The sequence below is a fragment of the Maribacter litoralis genome, from assembly GCF_902506355.1.
Lineage (GTDB): Bacteria > Bacteroidota > Bacteroidia > Flavobacteriales > Flavobacteriaceae > Maribacter > Maribacter litoralis.
The window spans coordinates 3807500-3822839 of record NZ_LR733271.1; the positions used below are offsets into that span (position 1 = coordinate 3807500).

The 15340-nt window shown below is 35.4% G+C and carries 20 protein-coding genes; 12 read left to right on the plus strand and 8 right to left on the minus strand.

Annotation, left to right across the window (positions count from 1 at the left end; translation table 11 throughout):
* The first annotated feature begins 182 nt into the window (after positions 1 to 182).
* From hisG to hisIE, 10 genes are all read left to right on the plus strand, one after another.
* Positions 183 to 1040 carry an ATP phosphoribosyltransferase gene (gene hisG / locus EXIGUO8A_RS16050; protein WP_159303933.1) on the plus strand — a complete coding sequence of 286 codons (858 nt, stop codon included), beginning with the start codon at positions 183 to 185 and terminating at the stop codon, positions 1038 to 1040.
* A 97-nt stretch (positions 1041 to 1137) separates the two neighbouring features.
* Positions 1138 to 2421, plus strand: a complete 1284-nt coding sequence (gene hisD / locus EXIGUO8A_RS16055; RefSeq protein ID WP_159303934.1) for a histidinol dehydrogenase — start codon at positions 1138 to 1140, stop codon at positions 2419 to 2421.
* Between the two features lie 43 nt (positions 2422 to 2464).
* The gene (hisC, locus tag EXIGUO8A_RS16060; RefSeq protein ID WP_159303935.1) at positions 2465 to 3511 is read left to right on the plus strand and encodes a histidinol-phosphate transaminase; all 1047 of its coding nucleotides are present in this window, start codon (positions 2465 to 2467) and stop codon (positions 3509 to 3511) included.
* A gap of 1 nt (position 3512) precedes the next feature.
* On the plus strand, positions 3513 to 4655 hold the full coding sequence (hisB, locus tag EXIGUO8A_RS16065) for a bifunctional histidinol-phosphatase/imidazoleglycerol-phosphate dehydratase HisB (protein ID WP_159303936.1): 1143 nt from the start codon (positions 3513 to 3515) through the stop codon (positions 4653 to 4655).
* Positions 4656 to 4739: 84 nt separating this feature from the next.
* Positions 4740 to 5318: an imidazole glycerol phosphate synthase subunit HisH gene (gene hisH / locus EXIGUO8A_RS16070; RefSeq protein ID WP_159303937.1), complete on the plus strand. Its 579-nt coding sequence runs from the start codon at positions 4740 to 4742 to the stop codon at positions 5316 to 5318.
* Between the two features lie 59 nt (positions 5319 to 5377).
* Positions 5378 to 5728, plus strand: a complete 351-nt coding sequence (locus EXIGUO8A_RS16075; RefSeq protein WP_159303938.1) for a four helix bundle protein — start codon at positions 5378 to 5380, stop codon at positions 5726 to 5728.
* A gap of 95 nt (positions 5729 to 5823) precedes the next feature.
* On the plus strand, positions 5824 to 6552 hold the full coding sequence (gene hisA / locus EXIGUO8A_RS16080; RefSeq protein ID WP_159303939.1) for a 1-(5-phosphoribosyl)-5-[(5-phosphoribosylamino)methylideneamino]imidazole-4-carboxamide isomerase: 729 nt from the start codon (positions 5824 to 5826) through the stop codon (positions 6550 to 6552).
* Positions 6545 to 7060: a DinB family protein gene (locus EXIGUO8A_RS16085; protein WP_159303940.1), complete on the plus strand. Its 516-nt coding sequence runs from the start codon at positions 6545 to 6547 to the stop codon at positions 7058 to 7060. Before hisA ends, EXIGUO8A_RS16085 begins: the two co-directional genes overlap by 8 nt.
* A gap of 149 nt (positions 7061 to 7209) precedes the next feature.
* Positions 7210 to 7965: an imidazole glycerol phosphate synthase subunit HisF gene (hisF, locus tag EXIGUO8A_RS16090; RefSeq protein WP_159303941.1), complete on the plus strand. Its 756-nt coding sequence runs from the start codon at positions 7210 to 7212 to the stop codon at positions 7963 to 7965.
* 198 nt (positions 7966 to 8163) lie between these two features.
* The gene (hisIE, locus tag EXIGUO8A_RS16095) at positions 8164 to 8772 is read left to right on the plus strand and encodes a bifunctional phosphoribosyl-AMP cyclohydrolase/phosphoribosyl-ATP diphosphatase HisIE (protein WP_159303942.1); all 609 of its coding nucleotides are present in this window, start codon (positions 8164 to 8166) and stop codon (positions 8770 to 8772) included.
* A gap of 11 nt (positions 8773 to 8783) precedes the next feature.
* On the opposite strand, the gene EXIGUO8A_RS16100 is transcribed toward hisIE, so the two are convergent.
* The 5 genes from EXIGUO8A_RS16100 to EXIGUO8A_RS16120 form a co-directional block, all read right to left on the minus strand.
* On the minus strand, positions 8784 to 9512 hold the full coding sequence (locus EXIGUO8A_RS16100) for a class I SAM-dependent methyltransferase (RefSeq protein ID WP_159303943.1): 729 nt from the start codon (positions 9510 to 9512) through the stop codon (positions 8784 to 8786).
* 1 nt (position 9513) lies between these two features.
* A complete protein-coding gene (locus EXIGUO8A_RS16105; protein ID WP_159303944.1) occupies positions 9514 to 9933 on the minus strand; it encodes a GNAT family N-acetyltransferase in 420 nt (139 codons plus the stop codon).
* Positions 9934 to 9976: 43 nt separating this feature from the next.
* Entirely contained in the window at positions 9977 to 10156 is a 180-nt protein-coding gene (locus EXIGUO8A_RS16110) for a hypothetical protein (protein WP_133671000.1), read from the minus strand.
* On the minus strand, positions 10153 to 10821 hold the full coding sequence (locus EXIGUO8A_RS16115) for a hypothetical protein (RefSeq protein ID WP_159303945.1): 669 nt from the start codon (positions 10819 to 10821) through the stop codon (positions 10153 to 10155). The genes EXIGUO8A_RS16110 and EXIGUO8A_RS16115 overlap by 4 nt, the downstream gene beginning before the upstream one ends.
* Positions 10822 to 10951: 130 nt before the next feature.
* Complete coding sequence (locus EXIGUO8A_RS16120) at positions 10952 to 11272, minus strand: winged helix-turn-helix transcriptional regulator (protein WP_159303946.1); 321 nt, start codon at positions 11270 to 11272, stop codon at positions 10952 to 10954.
* A 118-nt stretch (positions 11273 to 11390) separates the two neighbouring features.
* On the opposite strand from EXIGUO8A_RS16120, the gene EXIGUO8A_RS16125 reads away from it, so the two are divergent.
* Complete coding sequence (locus EXIGUO8A_RS16125) at positions 11391 to 11903, plus strand: VOC family protein (RefSeq protein WP_159303947.1); 513 nt, start codon at positions 11391 to 11393, stop codon at positions 11901 to 11903.
* Between the two features lie 205 nt (positions 11904 to 12108).
* Positions 12109 to 13116: a hypothetical protein gene (locus tag EXIGUO8A_RS16130; RefSeq protein ID WP_159303948.1), complete on the plus strand. Its 1008-nt coding sequence runs from the start codon at positions 12109 to 12111 to the stop codon at positions 13114 to 13116.
* A gap of 23 nt (positions 13117 to 13139) precedes the next feature.
* Here EXIGUO8A_RS16130 and EXIGUO8A_RS16135 read toward each other — a convergent pair whose 3' ends face one another.
* Genes EXIGUO8A_RS16135 through EXIGUO8A_RS16145 form a run of 3 tightly spaced genes read right to left on the minus strand, consistent with a single transcriptional unit; the run spans position 13140 to position 15293 of the window.
* Positions 13140 to 14228 (minus strand): hypothetical protein, encoded by a 1089-nt coding sequence (locus EXIGUO8A_RS16135; protein ID WP_159303949.1) that lies wholly within the window; start codon positions 14226 to 14228, stop codon positions 13140 to 13142.
* Entirely contained in the window at positions 14212 to 14751 is a 540-nt protein-coding gene (locus EXIGUO8A_RS16140; protein WP_159303950.1) for a hypothetical protein, read from the minus strand. The genes EXIGUO8A_RS16135 and EXIGUO8A_RS16140 overlap by 17 nt, the downstream gene beginning before the upstream one ends.
* Positions 14751 to 15293, minus strand: coding sequence for an RNA polymerase sigma factor (locus EXIGUO8A_RS16145; protein WP_236564504.1), 543 nt, complete (start codon positions 15291 to 15293; stop codon positions 14751 to 14753). The genes EXIGUO8A_RS16140 and EXIGUO8A_RS16145 overlap by 1 nt, the downstream gene beginning before the upstream one ends.
* Between the last annotated feature and the right edge of the window lie 47 nt (positions 15294 to 15340).

Below are 15340 nucleotides of genomic sequence, written 5' to 3' on the forward strand. Positions count from 1 at the left end.
AAAATACCTTTTACTTTTACATCAGAATGAAAAACAGAACTACACATCATCATATTCATACACACGCTCAGGCGAGGTAGGAATGTATTGTAGTAGAACAACATATTTTAAAAACCCGTTTGAGCAATCAAACGGGTTTTGTATTTAAATCTCTTTTGGTTGCCAAGCATTAAATTAAGAAAATGACTAAAATTAGAATTGCTATTCAGAAATCGGGAAGACTTAATGAGGAATCCCTTCAAATTTTAAAAGACTGCGGAATTTCTATTGACAACGGTAAAGATCAATTGAAAGCTTCTTCAAGAAATTTTCCGATTGAGGTGTTTTACCTTAGAAATGGCGATATACCTCAGTACTTAAGAGATGGTGTGGTTGATATCGCAATCATTGGAGAAAACGTATTAATTGAAAAAGGAGAGGATATTTCCATTGCAGAAAAATTAGGTTTTTCTAAATGCAAAGTTTCTTTGGCCGTACCTAAATCAGTCAAGTATAATTCGGTTCAGGATTTTGAAGGTAAACGTATTGCAACTTCATACCCAAATACCGTTATAAATTACCTGAAAGAGAAAGGGGTTAATGCAGATTTACACATTATTAACGGTTCTGTGGAAATTGCACCGAATATCGGACTTGCAGATGCTATCTGTGACATTGTTTCTAGCGGTAGTACTTTATTCAAAAACAACTTAAAAGAAGTAGAAGTAATGCTCACCAGTGAAGCTGTACTTGCTGTCTCTCCAAAAATCAATTCAGAGCGAAAAGAATTGCTTAAAAAATTACAATTTAGAATTCAATCGGTTTTAAGGGCTAGAGGTTCTAAATATGTTTTGTTGAATGCACCTAATGAGAAGTTAGATGCTATTATAAAATTACTGCCAGGTATGAGAAGTCCCACAGTTTTACCACTTGCCGATGAAGGGTGGAGCTCGGTACATACCGTAATCAATAAAGATAAATTTTGGGAAGTTATCGATGAGTTAAAAAAAGCCGGTGCTGAAGGTATACTTGTTTGCCCAATTGAAAAGATGGTATTGTAAAAAAAGCTTTTAGCTTCTAGCCTTATGCCATTAGCTAAATTAAATGTTTGTGTTTTGCCAAAAGCCATAAGCTTAGGGCTAATAGCTAAATTAAGAAATGAATAAAATATATAACCCCAAGAGAGCAGATTGGACTGACGTTTTAAAACGCCCAACACAAACTGTTGCCGATATTGAAGGATTGGTCAACGGTATTTTTGAAGAGGTAAGATCAAACGGTGACGGAATATTAAAAAAGTATACCAAGCAATTTGATAAGGTGGTTTTGGAAAATATGCTCGTTTCAGAGGCTGAAATTGAAGCAGCAAAGTCTTTAGTTTCCAATGATTTAAAAGAGGCTATAAAACTTGCTAAATCTAATATAGAAGTATTTCACGAAGCTCAAAAAACCGACCGTGTAGAAGTTGAAACTGCACCGGGTGTGACTTGTTGGCAAGAAAAAAGACCTATTCAAAAAGTGGGACTTTATATTCCTGGTGGAACGGCTCCTTTATTTTCTACTATATTAATGTTGGCAGTACCAGCTACCATTGCCGGCTGTAAAGAAATAGTATTGTGTTCTCCTCCTGACAAAGAAGGGAAATTGAACCCTGCCATTTTATATGCTGCTAATTTATGCGGAGTAACCAAAATTGTAAAGGTTGGTGGTATTCAGGCTATTGCGGGAATGACATTCGGTACCGAGACAATTCCTCAGGTATATAAAATATTCGGACCTGGAAATCAGTATGTAACCGTAGCCAAACAAATTGCTACAAAGTATGGAGTAGCTATCGATATGCCTGCAGGTCCGTCTGAATTACTGGTCGTTGCCGATGACTCTGCGAGCGCCGCTTTTGTTGCTTCAGATTTATTGAGTCAGGCTGAGCATGGGGTAGACAGTCAGGTGATATTAGTTTCTACTTCTAAAGCTATAATTGATGCCGTTGAAAAAGAAGTAGCTGTACAATTGGAAGATTTACCACGTAAAGAAATAGCGAAACAGGCAATTGCCAATAGTAAACTAATATATGTTGACAATGATCAAGATGCTATTGATTTAATTAATGAGTACGGACCGGAACATTTCATTGTTTGTGTTGAAAATGAAGATTTTTATATTGACAACACTCAAAATGCGGGTTCAGTATTTATTGGAAATTATACGCCTGAAAGTGCTGGAGATTATGCATCAGGTACAAATCATACCTTACCTACAAATGGTTACGCAAAGCAGTATAGCGGAGTTAATTTAGATAGTTTTCTGAAAAGCATGACTTTTCAGAAAATCAATGAAGAAGGAATACAAAATATTGGCAAGGCTATAGAGTTAATGGCAGAAGCCGAAGGTTTACAGGCACACAAGAATGCCGTGACCTTAAGATTAAATAGTTTAAAATAATGTCATTTCGGCTACGCTCAATGACCAACACCATATTGAACTAATGAGTTTCAATTTAGATAAAATAACACGAGAAAATGTAAAGGGCTTGAGTCCGTATTCCTCTGCACGAGATGAGTATGTTTCCGATGGTTCTACCATGGTTTTTTTAGATGCCAATGAGAATCCGTTCGAGAATGGGGTAAATCGCTATCCCGATCCTCAACAGCGAGGTCTAAAGGCTATTTTAGCAGAACAGAAAGGGATTAAAGAAGAAAATATTCTTTTAGGTAATGGTAGCGATGAAGTCTTAGATTTGTTGTTCAGGGCGTTCTGTGAGCCTAAGCAAGATAACATCATTACATTGCCACCTACATACGGAATGTACAAAGTGCTTTCCGGAATTAATTTGGTGGAAAACCGAGAAGTATTATTGAACGATGATTTTCAACCTAACGTTGAGGGAATTCTAAATACAATTGATAGCAATACGAAACTGTTATTTATCTGCTCGCCCAACAATCCTACAGGCAATAGCTTTTCGACATCAATTATAGAAGAGTTATTGACCTCGTTTAACGGACTAGTAATAATAGATGAGGCATATATTGACTTTTCATCCGAAGAAAGCTGGACATCTAAATTAGCAGATTACCCTAATTTAATTGTTACTCAGACCTTGTCAAAAGCTTACGGCATGGCAGGTATTCGACTTGGATTATGTATGGCATCAACTGAAATTATTGCTGTTTTAAATAAGATTAAACCTCCGTACAATGTAAATCAATTAACTCAGGATAAAGCCATTGAACGGGTGTTGGATATAAAAGGGGTTAAAGAAGAAGTTACTAAAATTTTAACGGAAAGAAGCAACCTCATTGAGGCTTTGAAAGCAGTTTCATTTGTTGAAACAATATATCCGACAGATGCCAATTTTATACTGGCAAAAGTTGATGATGCAACCTTAAGATATAATCAATTATTGGAAAAAGGGGTGGTGGTTAGAAATAGAACTACACAACCATTATGTGAGAACACATTGCGCTTTACTGTAGGTACACAAAAAGAGAATGAATCATTAATTAATGCTTTAAAAAGATTATCGAAATAGTATGGAAAGTAAAAAACGTGTATTGTTTATTGATAGAGATGGTACCATAATCAAAGAAACGGTAGATGAGCAGATAGATGCCTTTGAAAAAATGATTTTTTATCCGAAAGCATTTACTTTTCTAGGTAAAATTGCAAAAGAATTGGATTATGAATTGGTAATGATTACTAACCAGGACGGATTAGGAACAGATGTTTTTCCTGAAGATACTTTTTGGCCGGTTCATAATTTTATACTTAAATCCTTCGAAAATGAAGGTGTGGTTTTCGATAAGGTATTTCTTGATAGAACTTTTCCGCATCAAAATGCCAACACTAGAAAACCTGGTACCGGATTATTGACCGAGTATTTTTCGGATGAATACGATTTAGAGAATTCCTTTGTTATCGGTGATCGATTGACAGATATGGAACTTGCGAAAAACCTTGGTTCTAAGGGTATTTTTATCAACGATGAGACCAACTTAGGTACTGGTGAAATCACAGTTAAACGTGATGAATTGGATAGCCATATTGCGATTGAAAGCAATGATTGGGAGAAGATTTATGAGTTCTTGAAATTAAATGATAGAACGGCTGAAATTCATAGAAAAACCAATGAAACTGATATTGCTATAAAACTGAACCTAGATGGTACCGGTAAAAGCGAAATTAAAACCGGACTGGCATTCTTTGACCATATGTTAGATCAATTGGCTCGCCATGGGCAAATGGATTTAATGATCAAAGTGGATGGTGATTTAGAAGTAGATGAGCACCATACAATAGAAGATACCGGAATTGCATTAGGCGAGGTATTTCATTCGGCTTTAGGAAATAAACTAGGTATAGAACGCTACGGATTCTGTTTGCCAATGGATGATTGCTTAGCACAATCCGCTATAGATTTTGGTGGTAGAAATTGGTTGGTGTGGGATGCAGACTTTAAGCGTGAAATGGTAGGCGACATGCCAACAGAAATGTTTCACCATTTCTTTAAATCGTTCACTGATGGAGCTAAAGCCAATTTAAATATTAAAGCTGAGGGAACCAACGAACATCACAAAATTGAAGCTATTTTCAAGGCCTTTGCGAAAAGTATAAAAATGGCAGTGAAAAGAGATGTGGAAAAAATGGTGTTACCAAGTACAAAAGGAGTTCTATAAATAGTAAAAAGTAAAAAGTACAAAGTATTAAGTGTTTATGATATTTACTTTGTACTTTTTACTAACTACTTAATACTAGTTTTAATGAAAATAGTAATTATAAATTACGGAGCGGGAAATATACAGAGCATAAAATTTGCCATTAAAAGATTGGGTTTTGATGCGGTTTTAAGTAGCGATTCCAGTGAAATACGAAATGCCGATAAAGTTATTTTTCCGGGAGTAGGAGAGGCAAGTAGTGCCATGAAAATGTTGTTGAACAGTGGTTTGGACAAAGTTATTCCGACTTTAAAACAGCCTGTATTGGGCATTTGTTTGGGCATGCAATTAATGTGCAATTCATCTGAAGAGGGCAATACAACCGGACTCGGAATTTTTGATGTTGATGTTGTTAAGTTTGATAATACGGTAAAAGTTCCGCAGATAGGATGGAACAAAATAGAAAACCTTAAATCTTCATTGTTTACTGATGTTCCGGAGGATTATATTTACTTGGTTCATAGCTTTTATGCTCCCTTATGTAAAGAAACCATTGCACAATGTTCCTACGGCATAAACTATAGCGCGGCTTTAAAAAAAGATAATTTTTACGGTACCCAGTTTCATCCAGAGAAATCTAGTAATGTGGGGGAGAAAATTTTGGAGAATTTTTTAAAAATGTAATGTTTAGTAGTAAGTATAAAGTATTAAGTACAGAGTAAAGAGTTCAAAGTATTAAGTGGATGAATAAGTATAAAGAATTAAAAATTTGGGAAAAATCGATGATTCTGGTTGAAGAAGTCTATCAGTTGATGAGGAAGCTTCCGTCTGATGAAAAATTTGGATTAATTTCTCAAATTAAAAGAAGTAGTATATCTATTCCATCAAATATCGCTGAAGGTGCAGGTAGAAATTCTAAAAAAGAATTCGCTCATTTTCTAAATATAGCAAATGGCTCAACCACAGAACTTGAAACACAATTGATACTTTTTGTAAACTTAAAATTTTTATTAGAAACAGATATAAATAACGCTTTGGCATTATGTAAAGAAATAAAGAACATGAATTATGCTTTGCAAAAAAGCTTAAAATAATTATAGTTAACATAAGTAAGATATATGAAGTTCGTAATAACGTAATAACGTAATACTTAGTACTTTATACTTAATACCAAATACTACTATACAATATGAGAATAATACCAGCCATAGATATCATTGACGGTAAGTGTGTACGTCTTTCAAAAGGCGACTATGATACTAAAAAAATATACAATGAAAATCCGTTAGAGGTTGCAAAAGAGTTTGAAGCGCACGGAATTAAACATTTGCATTTGGTAGATTTAGATGGTGCAAAATCAAAGCATATTGTAAATCATAAGGTTTTGGAACAAATTGCTACCAAGACCGGTCTGCAGATAGATTTTGGTGGCGGATTAAAAACTGATGAAGATTTGCGTATTGCTTTTGAGAGTGGTGCTAGACAAATTACTGGTGGCAGTATTGCGGTAAAAGATCCTGAAACATTTCTTGGTTGGATAGAAAAGCATGGTGCTGATAAAATAATATTAGGTGCAGATGCCATGGATGAAAAAGTTGCTGTATCAGGTTGGTTAGAAGAGTCAAAAGAAGAATTGATTCCTTTTATTCAGAGTTATCAATCAAAAGGAATTCAATATGTAATTTGTACAGATATCAGTAAAGACGGTATGCTAGAAGGTCCGTCGTTTGAGCTTTACTCAAGAATACTATCACAAACTTCAGATCTAAAATTAATTGCTTCTGGCGGAATTTCAACTTTTGACGAGTTGCCAAAACTTGCTGAAATGGGTTGCGAAGGAACTATTATTGGTAAAGCTATTTATGAAAATAGAATTAGCCTAAAGCAATTAGAATCGTATATTTTAAACAATGGATAAGGAATTTCAAATCATAGAAGAGTTAAAGCAGAATGCTCTGTATCGTATAGATGAAAGCACGCGTATGATCAAAAAAAGTCTTGCTGATATATCTGAAGAAGAAGTATGGCAAAAACCGAACGATGCTTTAAATAGCATTGCAAATTTAATGCTTCATCTATGTGGTAATATTTCACAATATGCCATTTCATCGTTAGGAGAAACTGAAGATACAAGAAATCGCGATGTAGAATTTGCTACTACCGGCGGTTTCACAAAAATGGAACTGATGAAGAAGTTAGATGATGTTGTAGACTCGGCAAAAAGAATCATTTTTGATGCTACACCAGAGCAATTAGTCCGTAAACGTTCTGTACAAGGCTTTTCCTTTTCGGGAATAGGTATTATTCTCCATGTGGTCGAACATTATTCGTATCATACCGGGCAGATAGCCTTTTGGGTAAAACAATTGAAGAATAAAGACCTTGGCTTTTATGACGGGGTAGATTTGAATATAAAAAATAAGTAACGAGAAAATAGTATCAAGTATTGAGTACAGAGTATTAAGTACAAAGTAATGGATACAGAGTTGCATTAGGTATAAAACGCCAGAAATTTAAATATTGATTTTATAATACTTAGTATTTATTACGAAGTACTTAATACTTTTTAAAAAAAATGCTTGCAAAAAGAATAATTCCTTGTTTGGACATTAAAGACGGTAGAACCGTAAAAGGTATCAATTTCGTTGATTTACGTGATGCAGGTGATCCTGTTGAACTTGCAGAAATATATAGTAAAGAAGGGGCTGATGAATTGGTCTTTTTAGACATTTCTGCTACTGAGCAAAAACGTAAAACTTTGGCGGACTTAGTATATCGTGTTGCCGAAAAAGTAAATATACCGTTTACCGTTGGTGGCGGAATTTCTTCTGTTGAAGACGTTGATATTCTCCTTCAAAACGGGGCGGATAAAGTTTCTATCAATTCATCTGCAGTAAAGAATCCGCAATTGATTAACGATCTGGTTGCAAAATTTGGCTCGCAATGTATTGTAGTTGCCATAGATGCCAAACAGATCGATGGAGAATGGATTGTTCATTTAGTAGGAGGTAAGGTGCCAACGGAACGAAAGTTGTTTGAATGGGCTAAGGAGGTAGAAGAGCGTGGAGCGGGAGAAATCTTATTCACCTCTATGGATAATGATGGCACAAAAGACGGGTTTGCGAATGAAGCCTTGGCACGTTTATCAACAGAACTGAATATTCCTATCATTGCTTCGGGTGGTGCGGGCAATATGCAACATTTTACAGATACTTTTATAGAAGGTAAGGCAGATGCCGCTTTAGCAGCAAGTGTTTTCCACTTTAAGGAAATAGGTATTCAAGAATTGAAACTTGAGTTACAGGGGAACGGGATTCCGGTGAGGGTTTAGTTTCCAGTACCAGTGAGCAGCACCAGCAGGCAGTATCAGTTTTCAGTAACAGCTGACAGTGACAGTCATTAGGCAGAATGTCATCTTGAGCGCAGTCGAAGGCTTCGGAACACGAATTTTCACTTTGGCTCCGCTAAGTGATCAGGACAGTACTAAAGACTTAGAAAAGAATAAAAATATAATCAGAATACAATACATATGGAGTTTAATACACCGGATTGGGATAAAACGAACAACGGATTAATACCTGCAATCATTCAAGATGCACGTACAAAAAACGTATTAATGTTAGGCTATATGAATGCCGAAGCATTAACTAAAACTACCGAAACGGGTAAGGTAACTTTCTTTAGTAGATCTAAGAATAGATTATGGACCAAAGGAGAAGAAAGCGGTAATTTTCTAAATTTGGTTTCTATTAAAAATGACTGTGATCAAGATTCATTACTTATCACGGTAAACCCTGTGGGTCCAACCTGCCATACAGGAACTGATACGTGTTGGAACGAGGTTAACGATTCTAACTTTGGATTTTTATCTGAGCTTGAGGCAACTATTGAGCAAAGACGTACTGCTGCCGATGGTGAAAAATCATATGTAGCCTCTTTATTTGGAAAAGGGATCAATAAAATTGCCCAAAAAGTAGGGGAGGAAGCGGTTGAAACCGTTATTGAGGCTATGGATAATAATGATGAACTGTTCTTATACGAAAGTGCAGATTTATTGTTTCACTACTTAATGTTATTGCAGGCAAAAGGCTTTACGCTTAAAGATATTGAGGCGGAGTTAATGAAGAGAAAAAAGTAATTAGACACTTTTTACTTCATAACAGTATACGCAGTTAAATACGTATTTGCTTTTAACGTGGTATTTTCAGATTCCAATTTGTTTTGTAATTGCTGTATAAGTAGTTCGAATAAATTTTCTGGTCCGTACGTGTTAGACAACTTAGCATAATCTTCTTTTGAGGATAGTAATAGATGTGCCAGATCAGTTATTGTTATTTCAAGGTCTATAGCTTGTTTATATTGTTCATCAAGAGTTATTGCTGCTGTTTGTAAGCCAGTAAAGTTTTCCTCATGATTATAATTGCTTGCTATGTGCGTTTCTTCAACGACTCCAAGAAGCTTGAATATCGGTGATAAAAGTATTTCAAAATCATAGGCTATGACTTTGGCATTTGTTTTACTCACTCTAATGCTCTCATCTAATATTTCTTGTGATTTGGCATAGAATAAAGAACCTGCAAACGTTATGATATCAAAACTATCATCATTAAAATCTAGCACGTTGTTCTTCATTGTTTGGTAAGTTACAGAAGGGTGCCCAATTGACTTCTGTATCATTTCTTGGCTTGGGTCAACCCCTATTACCTTTTTACAAAATGCAGATAAACTAATGGCAGATTGCCCCGTACCGCAACCAATATCTAAACCTAAATCAACCTTTTCATGATTTGGCAAATACCTTTCTAAAATCTTTGTATGTAATAAAGGTCTGTACGATGCGTAGTGAAAGGCAGTAATTTGGTCGTAATCTTTAATCATTTTACTCATATTGAAAAACCCGTTCCATGATTACAAAATCGATTCCGCCTTTAACATAGGTTGTATTCGTTTTGGTCATATTAAATTTAGTATAATAATCGCTTTTGTTTTGTCTGGCATTACACCAAATTCTTTTAAGTTTTTTGGTATGGGCAATGTGCATGATTTCATTTAATAGCATACTACCAAAGCCTTGACCTTGATAAGCTTCTAAAGTTGCAAATTTTCTGAATTGGGCTTCTTTACCATTTATGAATAACGAAATTATTGAGGTAAGTTGGTCGTCTACAAAAAGTCCGTAATGCAGACCTTTATCGTCTTCCGGTAGTTTTACAAACTCCAATGGCTGGTTTGGCCACATGACCTTATGTCTTATGGGGATAGTTTGCTCTGCGGTTATCTCAATTATTTTTGTGCTCATTGGTTGCGCTTGTACCTGACTTCAAATATAACGAGCTTATTCATTATTTAAGCACCAAAGTCTCTTGTACTTTTGCAATCGATACCCATTTAAATGGAATAGGGGACCATACTGTTCTTGTGCTCTTTTTGTATGACGACTCGTTCTTTATAAAAACTTGATTGTTTTCGGTAAATACGTGTTGTGTCTCTATGACTTTTTTAGATTTCTTTTTTCTGATCATTGCACGTTTTTCTTATATCGGTTACGTCCCATATTAAATATGCCCACTTTAATGCCTATACCGGCAGAAAATCCGTTTATTCTAGAAATTCTGGTGGGTGGAAGTTCTATTCTGCTTGAAAAGCGATATTTTATTCCTGCTTCTAATTGTAAGTATCTTGAAATATTGAAAAGAGCATTTATTCCTGGTTCGGCTACAAACACTTCATCAAAGTCATCCTCATCAAGTTCTTCTTCAAAATTATCATCATGTTTCACCTTGTCGTCTATATATCCCACAGCACCAGCTCCCAATAATAGTGGGAAGGATAGATTAACACGACTTTTACTGAAAAAAATGGGTTCTAAATGTAAACCTCCATAAACAGCAATTAGGTCTTCATATCTAGAAAGGCTATTGTTGTATATGTCTTGTTCGGAATAAAGAAAGTTACCTGCAAAACCAACTTCGAATTGTTGATTCGCGACATAGGCTATTTTTAAACCTCCTATATAGGCGTTCTCTCCGTCAATTTCTCCTAATCCCATATTTATGCCCACATACACTCCATGTACAACGTTATTACGGTCATTAAATTCAAGGTATTCATCGGTTTCATCTTGCCCATAGCTCACAAAAGCGGAAAGGAACAATGCAAATAAAAGGGTTACTTGAAGTGGTTTCATTACTGTTTGATTTTTTGATTGATTATCTAATAGACAACCTAAGCAACAAATAGTTGCATCAAAAACCATTATTTTTATAATAAAACCTAAAATTCTATATTATGTTGTGTAAAAGTAGGGCTAATTGCTTTTAAACGTGCTGGTTAACCGTGTCGTTGGCTCCCCAAGAATCTAAACTGAGTAAAATAGGCTTTAGTGATTTTCCACGTACCGTTAATCCGTATTCTACTTTTGGTGGCACAACGGGAAAGACCTCTCTTTTTACCAATCCGTCTTTTTCCAATTCACGTACGGTTTGGGTAAACATTTTATTGGAGATTCCCGGTACCTTTTTTTGTAGTACTCCAGAGCGTAATGCACCGTCTAAAAGATGAAAAAGTACAATGGGTTTCCATTTGGTACCAATTAAGTTCATGGTATGATCTAAAGGGCAATATTTTTTAGAATTCATTTTAAATGTAAATAATTGAAAATTAGCATAATACTCCTTTTGGTAACTATAATACTTTTAGGTAAGTTATTGTTAATAAGGTAAATATAGATTTATTTTGTGCCATAAAATAATTGTTATGAAAACAAATACAGCATACCCAAAATCATTTTCCCATATTGGAATTACCGTACCAGATTTAGAGAAAGCAGTAGAATTTTACTCAGCGGTAATGGGATGGTACGTCATCATGAAACCTTCAAAAATCAAAAAAGAGAAAGAAACAGCAATAGGAATCATGTGTATTGATGTTTTTGGCTATGATTGGGAAGAGTTTGAAATTGCACATATGTCTACATCAGATGGCATTGGTGTAGAATTGTTCTCCTTTCCGCATGGGGTAAAGGAAGCGCCGGAATTTAATCCGTTCAATACCGGATTGTTCCACTTCTGTATTCAAGACCCCAATATTGAAGATTTGGTCGCTAAAATAGTATCACATGGCGGTAAGCAAAGAATGCCTATTCGGGAGTATTACCCAAAAGATAAGCCTTATAAAATGTGTTATGTAGAAGACCCTTTCGGGATTGTATTCGAGGTATATACCCACAGTTATGAGTTAACGTATTCTTCTGGAGCATATTCTGAATAATATTCTTTAAATTAATAGGATGAAATGCGATTAGCGGTAAACAGTACCACTAATCGCATTTTACTTTTATGTAATGAAGCACATATCGTTCACTACTTTATTAAATTTTACAATTTTATCATCTTGGACAGCTTTTCTATAGTTTAAATTTTATATATATTTATCTATCCCTCAGACTGTTTCATTTTAAAACCACAATGCTACCATGAAATCATCTGTCCAATTTTTTCGTTTACTTATCTTAAGCATTATCTGGCTTTTATTCGTTTCGTTGTCTTTTTCCAATACCAACGATTCTTATACAACTTCACCAGTTGAGTTGGAGTTTAAAACAGACGGACTCTATTTTGCCGAATTTTATGATTACATATATCGCGGTCATTTTGAAAATTTGGAGATAAAAAGAGACGACATGATTTTTATGCTAATTTTCGATAAATATTTACGTGCCTACGGCGGTCAGTGCGATAGTTATTTACCGCAGAACAAGGTAGAGATTATGAATGAAGTCTGTAAGACCGAAGAAGTTACAAAAAATGGATGGGGAGATGTTATTAGTAGGGTTTGTATTGAATATACTTGGGTAGGTAGTGGCTTGTATGCCAAGCCAAAATTATATGATGCTTATGCAGAAATTGATCAAATTCAAAGATCCAAAGGTTTAAATACTATGATGCAAATGATCACCGACCCCAACAGTATGGGCAATTCGGTCGATTTGATTCATAAAACTAACGGATTGAAAAATGACATGATAAAACTGTTTCAAATGAACGCTTGTAATAGTGCAGGTTTAAAAAGGTTCGATGAAAATTTAGAATTATTTGCACTGAACAAAGCATCAATTAGAATGCAGCAGGCTAGTAAATATACCGCCATGAAGAAATCTGGCGGCCCAACTGGGGATCAAAATTTCAATAAGTTGATAGATGATCTGGTAAATGACCAATCTAAAACTTGGGCTTTTAATAGATATACTGCCGGTAGTATTTCTAATGTTCAATCTTCTGTAAGGGATAGTGAAGGTAGACCAAGGGAACTCAGTGCCAATTATAGCTTTTCCGGGTTTAGTGGAAACAGTAGGGGTTCCGTGCGTATAACATTTGAAAACGGATTGCCCAAGTGTATCTATTTCTACGATTATCCTCAGAATTGCAAAACGCCTAATAGTAGTATTTTGGCAGCTTTTGCAGCGGGTAAGTATTCAAAATGATGCTTTTTTAAAGTATGGATTGATTAAATTTCCTTCAACAGGACCACACCCTTTTTGCCTGAAATGGTAATTTTTCCCTTGCCATTTTTACCATAACTAGCCTTTATTTCGCGTAGTTTCTTGCCTTTGTCGAGCATTTTTGAATCTACGTTATGAAAAGTTTTCGGTAAGCGAACCAAGCCTTCTTCTAAGGTAGCGGAGAATTCGTGGGGAAAATTGAAGATATTGATATTCACTTCAGATGATTCTTGATCAAGGCTTATTCTAGAGCTTGGTGTCAAAATACGTTCCACCCAGAGATCGGAAATTTTTAAGTTCAAATCAATATCCTTTTTAAGACGATGTATGCGTAGCTTACTGAATTTAAGATTTCCATACAGCGTGCCTATTTCTTTAATATCCACCTCGTCTTTGTTGGAATAAAGCTCTAAAGATTCTACCAATTGTACATCAATAGTGCTTCCGCTAGTATTTAGTCGCATGGTGTTGGCATGGTCCATATCCAATCCACCGTTTTTAATATCTATATTGGCATAATTGATGTTTTTAGCTCTTAATTTTCCGTATTTTATGGTAACATCGGCTTTGTTCAAATTATCGCTCATCCACATATCTCCATGCTGCACATCTGCCATTAATACTCCCACCCAATCTTCTATGAATACATCGCCAAAAGTGTTGATAATTTCTAACTCTACCTTTTGCGGCACATACACTTTGTAGTCTATTTGTACATTTCCACGGTCAAAATCAAACGGATTCGCTTTTTCAAAAAGGTTAGAGAAGAATCCGGAGTTCTTATCGGCTATTTCATAATTGACCGATATAAATTTATCACTGTGCCTAATAACTGGGGTTATTCTATTTAAAAATTCTTTGGCATTTTCCCGTTTCTTATCGGTTACGGTAATATTTACGGTAATGGAAACTTCATCTTTGATCCATCCGTAGATATGTATATTGCCATATTTATTCTCTACATGTAGCTCACCGGAATTATTAAACGGGTAGGTCTCTTTTATTTCCTTTGAAACCTTTTCTTGCGCTATGGCAGTAAAACCTAGTGCCAACGCCAAGGCGAATAGCATGAGTTTTTTACAAAGTATATCCATAATCGTCTTCTTTAATTTTAGATTCGTTTAGCTGCTGCAATAGATTCTCAATGAGTTCTATGCGCTTTCTATAATTTGCTACAATGGCTTCTAACACTTGTTCATTATCAAGGTTATTCTGCATTTCAAGTTTCAGTTGCTCATATTCGGCATCTAATTCTACCATAAATGACAAGAATTCTTCTTTGTCGGCATCAGTTAGCTGACTATTGTTTTGTACCAATTGTACTTGGTAAGACACCAAACCTTGGTAATGCATATCTATCTCTTGCAATTCTTGAGATACAAATTGGTTTTCCGTTGTAGTGCTGGCAAAGAAATTAAATCCTATTGCTCCAGAGATACCCAATAGAATAAGAATACTTGCCGCTATTCGCAGCATTGGCGATTTCCATAGGGGAATCACTTTTGGTCGCTCTTCGTTCAATTGCGATGCTATATTCGCCCAGATTTTTTCACGGTCTGCTCGGTGGTCATCAAATACCTCCTTATTGTCCCGTATATGTTTTTCAAATTGATCCATTACAATCCGTTTATAATTTCTACTAGTTTCTTTTTTGCCCTGTGGTATTGAGATTTTGAGGTAGATGTGGTAATGCCCAACACATCGCTAATTTCATTGTGATCATAACCCTCCAATAGGTAAAGGTTTATAATCTGCTTATAGCCCAAAGGCAGTTTTTCAATACCCGATTTAACTTTTAAAATATCCATGGCATCTACCTGTTCATATTCCACTTCATTGGTCAAGTGATATTCATGCTCATCTATTGCCGCAAGGGGTAGGCGCTTAACCTTTAAGTGGTTAATACTTTTATTGATGACTATTCGCTTCAACCATGCTCCAAAAGAGGATTCATATTTAAACTTCTCTAGATTCTTAAAAGCATCTACAAAACTATCTTGCACAATATCTTCTGCATCTTCCTTTATGCCCAAAAATCGCATACTCACGTTATACATGGCATCCACATAGAGCTCGTACAGTTGATACTGCGAGGTTCTATCGCCAGACTTGCTGTTTTCAACAAGTGATCTATGTGTAAAACGAATTTCGGTTTCCAATGAATTTAGGTGGTTATGTGTACTCTAAATTTGGTTTCAATGATAAA

Coding starts and splice junctions, on each gene's coding strand:
- EXIGUO8A_RS16135 (WP_159303949.1), bottom strand. CDS start 14,228: ATGGATATACTTTGTAAAAAACTCATGCTATTCGCCTTGGCGTTGGCA.
- EXIGUO8A_RS16120 (WP_159303946.1), bottom strand. CDS start 11,272: ATGAATTCTAAAAAATATTGCCCTTTAGATCATACCATGAACTTAATT.
- hisG (WP_159303933.1), top strand. CDS start 183: ATGACTAAAATTAGAATTGCTATTCAGAAATCGGGAAGACTTAATGAG.
- EXIGUO8A_RS16110 (WP_133671000.1), bottom strand. CDS start 10,156: ATGATCAGAAAAAAGAAATCTAAAAAAGTCATAGAGACACAACACGTA.
- EXIGUO8A_RS16085 (WP_159303940.1), top strand. CDS start 6,545: ATGGATAAGGAATTTCAAATCATAGAAGAGTTAAAGCAGAATGCTCTG.
- hisD (WP_159303934.1), top strand. CDS start 1,138: ATGAATAAAATATATAACCCCAAGAGAGCAGATTGGACTGACGTTTTA.
- EXIGUO8A_RS16100 (WP_159303943.1), bottom strand. CDS start 9,512: ATGATTAAAGATTACGACCAAATTACTGCCTTTCACTACGCATCGTAC.
- EXIGUO8A_RS16140 (WP_159303950.1), bottom strand. CDS start 14,751: ATGGATCAATTTGAAAAACATATACGGGACAATAAGGAGGTATTTGAT.
- hisB (WP_159303936.1), top strand. CDS start 3,513: ATGGAAAGTAAAAAACGTGTATTGTTTATTGATAGAGATGGTACCATA.
- hisIE (WP_159303942.1), top strand. CDS start 8,164: ATGGAGTTTAATACACCGGATTGGGATAAAACGAACAACGGATTAATA.
- EXIGUO8A_RS16075 (WP_159303938.1), top strand. CDS start 5,378: ATGAATAAGTATAAAGAATTAAAAATTTGGGAAAAATCGATGATTCTG.
- hisH (WP_159303937.1), top strand. CDS start 4,740: ATGAAAATAGTAATTATAAATTACGGAGCGGGAAATATACAGAGCATA.
- hisC (WP_159303935.1), top strand. CDS start 2,465: ATGAGTTTCAATTTAGATAAAATAACACGAGAAAATGTAAAGGGCTTG.
- EXIGUO8A_RS16130 (WP_159303948.1), top strand. CDS start 12,109: ATGAAATCATCTGTCCAATTTTTTCGTTTACTTATCTTAAGCATTATC.
- EXIGUO8A_RS16105 (WP_159303944.1), bottom strand. CDS start 9,933: ATGAGCACAAAAATAATTGAGATAACCGCAGAGCAAACTATCCCCATA.
- hisA (WP_159303939.1), top strand. CDS start 5,824: ATGAGAATAATACCAGCCATAGATATCATTGACGGTAAGTGTGTACGT.
- EXIGUO8A_RS16115 (WP_159303945.1), bottom strand. CDS start 10,821: ATGAAACCACTTCAAGTAACCCTTTTATTTGCATTGTTCCTTTCCGCT.
- EXIGUO8A_RS16125 (WP_159303947.1), top strand. CDS start 11,391: ATGAAAACAAATACAGCATACCCAAAATCATTTTCCCATATTGGAATT.
- hisF (WP_159303941.1), top strand. CDS start 7,210: ATGCTTGCAAAAAGAATAATTCCTTGTTTGGACATTAAAGACGGTAGA.